This is a genomic window from Kitasatospora sp. NPDC059648, from assembly GCF_042734825.1.
Lineage (GTDB): Bacteria > Actinomycetota > Actinomycetes > Streptomycetales > Streptomycetaceae > Kitasatospora.
The window spans coordinates 1-2,833 of sequence record NZ_JBHWDU010000204.1 but is presented as its reverse complement, the minus strand read 5'-3'; the positions used below and the strand labels follow the sequence as shown (position 1 = coordinate 2,833).

The 2,833-nt window shown below is 72.0% G+C and carries 2 protein-coding genes; both read left to right on the top strand.

What is annotated here, in order from left to right:
* Nucleotides 1-58: 58 nt before the first annotated feature.
* A complete protein-coding gene (gene kdpC / locus ACFV1W_RS40420; RefSeq protein ID WP_380422550.1) occupies nucleotides 59-694 on the top strand; it encodes a K(+)-transporting ATPase subunit C in 636 nt (211 codons plus the stop codon).
* 127 nt (nucleotides 695-821) lie between these two features.
* The coding region (locus tag ACFV1W_RS40415; protein WP_380422548.1) for a DUF4118 domain-containing protein at nucleotides 822-2,833 on the top strand (2,012 nt) is incomplete at its 3' end.

Sequence of the window (2,833 nt, the reverse complement as noted above, 5' to 3'; positions counted from 1 at the left end):
TGATCGACCTGATCGTCCAGTTCATCCCCGGCCTCAGCTGAGAGAGGAGTCCACCGCGATGTCCAAGCCCCTGCCCGCCGTCGTGCGGACCCACTTCACCGCCCTGCGAGTACTCCTCGTGCTCACGGTGATCCTGGGGGTCGCCTACCCGCTGCTGGTCACCGGCATCTCCCAGGCCGCCTTCGCCGACAAGGCCAACGGCTCGATCGTGAGGTCCGACGGCAAGGAGGTCGGCTCCAGCCTGATCGGCCAGAACTTCAACCTGCCGAAGAAGAACCCCGACGACCCGAAGGAGGAGCCGGTCCCGGACCCGAAGTGGTTCCAGCCCCGCCCCTCCGCCGCCGGGACCGGCTACGACCCGACCTCGTCCGGCGCCTCCAACCTCGGCCCGAACGGCGACGACCTGCTCAAGGCCGTCGACGACCGCCGCGCCGCCGTCGCCGCCTTCGACGGCGTCGACCCGGCGAGCGTGCCGGCCGACGCGCTGACCGCCTCCGGCTCCGGCCTCGACCCGCACATCTCGGTGGCGTACGCCAAGGAGCAGGTCAACCGGGTCGCCAAGGCCCGCAGCCTCCCGGCCGACACGCTCAACCAGCTGGTCGACAAGTACACCGAAGGCCGCTCGCTCGGCTTCCTCGGCGACGGGGGCGTCAACGTCGTCCTGCTCAACAAGGCCGTCAGCGAGCAGAAGTGATGACACTCCATCGGCCTGCCGAGTGACCAGACCGACCCGGGTGCGAGGGGCAACCCCCGCGCCCGGGTCGGTCGCCCATGTCTGCGCACCACCAACCTGCCAGCGACACAAGGAAAGAGCAGCGCCCATGGCCCGCGACCTCGCCCCCGGCACCGTGCACCGCCGTGGCCGGCTGAGGGTCTATCTCGGTTCGGCCCCCGGGGTCGGCAAGACCTACCGGATGCTGGACGAGGCCCATCGCAGACAGGACCGTGGCGCGGAGGTGGTGGTCGGGTTCATCGAGTGCCACGGGCGGAGGTTCACCGAAGGACTGGTGGACGGGTTGGAAGTGATCCCCCGCGCCCACCGCTCGTACCGGGGCGCCGAGTTCGAGGAGATGGACCTCGACACGGTGCTCGCCCGCCGTCCGTCCGTCGTCCTGGTCGACGAGCTCGCGCACACCAACATCCCCGGCGGCCGCAACGCCAAGCGCTGGCAGGACGTGGAGGAACTGCTCGCCGCCGGGATCGACGTCGTCACCACCGTCAACATCCAGCACCTGGAATCGCTGAACGACGTCGTCCGGAAGATCACCGGCATCCCCCAGCGCGAGACCGTCCCGGACGAGGTGGTCCGTCGGGCCGACCAGATCGAACTCGTCGACATGGCCCCGCAGGCGCTGCGCCGGCGGATGGCCCACGGCAACGTCTACAAGGCCGAGAAGGTGGACGCCGCGCTCTCCAACTACTTCCGGGTCGGCAACCTCACCGCCCTGCGCGAACTCGCCCTGCTCTGGGTCGCCGGGCGGGTCGACGAGGGGCTGCGCGACTACCGCGCGGCCCACAGCATCGACCGGGTCTGGGAGACCCGTGAGCGGGTGGTGGTCGCCCTCACCGGCGGCCCCGAGGGCGAGACCCTGATCAGACGCGCCGCCCGGATCGCCGACCGCACCGCCGGCGGCGACCTGCTGGCCGTCCACGTCTCCCGCAGCGACGGCCTGGCCGGTGCCTCCTCCGGCGCCCTCGCCCAACAGCGGCAGCTGGTCGAGACCCTCGGCGGCAGCTACCACGTGGTGGTCGGCGACGACATCCCCACCGCGCTGCTCGCCTTCGCCCGCGCCCACCACGCCACCCAGCTGGTGCTCGGCACCAGCCGCCGCGGCCGGGTCAACCGCTTCCTCACCGGCCCCGGCACCGGACAGACCACCGTGGACGCCTCCGAGGACATCGACGTCCACATGGTCACCCACGAGTTCACCGGCCGCGGCCGACTGCCCGCACTGGGCCGACGCCACTCCAAGCGCCGCACCATCGCCGGATACGCAGCGGGCCTGATCGTTCCCCTGCTGCTCACCCTCGCGCTGTCGCCGTTCCGCAGCACGCTCAACCTCACCACGGACGCGCTGATCTTCCAGCTCGGCGTCGTAGCCGTGGCGTTGCTGGGTGGCGCGCTGTCCGCCCTGCTGGCCGCGTTCATCGCCTCGGTGCTGCTGAACTACTTCTTCATCCCGCCCCTCCACACCCTGACCATCGACGAGGCCAACAACATCGTCGCCCTGGTGGTCTTCGCCACCGTCGCGCTCGCCGTCTCCACCGTGGTCGACCACGCCGGCCGGCTCACCACCCGGGCCGCCCGCGCCACCGCCGAGGCCGAGACCCTCTCCACCCTGGCCGGCAGCGTGCTGCGCGGCGCCGACGCCCTGCCCGCCCTGCTGGAGAAGTCCCGGACGGCCTTCGGCATGGACTCCGTCGCCCTGCTCGACAGCCTCACGGGAGAGACCATCGCCTGCAGTGATGCCGCGACGGGCGGGGCCGACGAGACCGAAGGCCAGGAGAGCACCGAGGTGGCAGTCGGAGAGCGGGCCGTTCTCGTCCTGACCGGCCGCCGGCTGCCCGCGGCCGACCAGCGGGTGCTCACCGCCTTCGCCGCCCACGTCGGCGCCGCGCTGGAGCGCGACCGGCTGGCCGTGGCCGCCGCCGAGGTCGAGCCGATCAAGGCCGCCGACCGGATGCGCACCGCACTGCTCGCCGCGGTCAGCCACGACCTGCGCACCCCGCTCGCCGCGGCCCGCGCCTCGGTCGGCTCGCTGCGCAGCCCCGAGGTCGAGTTCTCGCCCGAGGACCAGGCCGAACTCCTCGCCACCGCCGACGAATCGCTGGT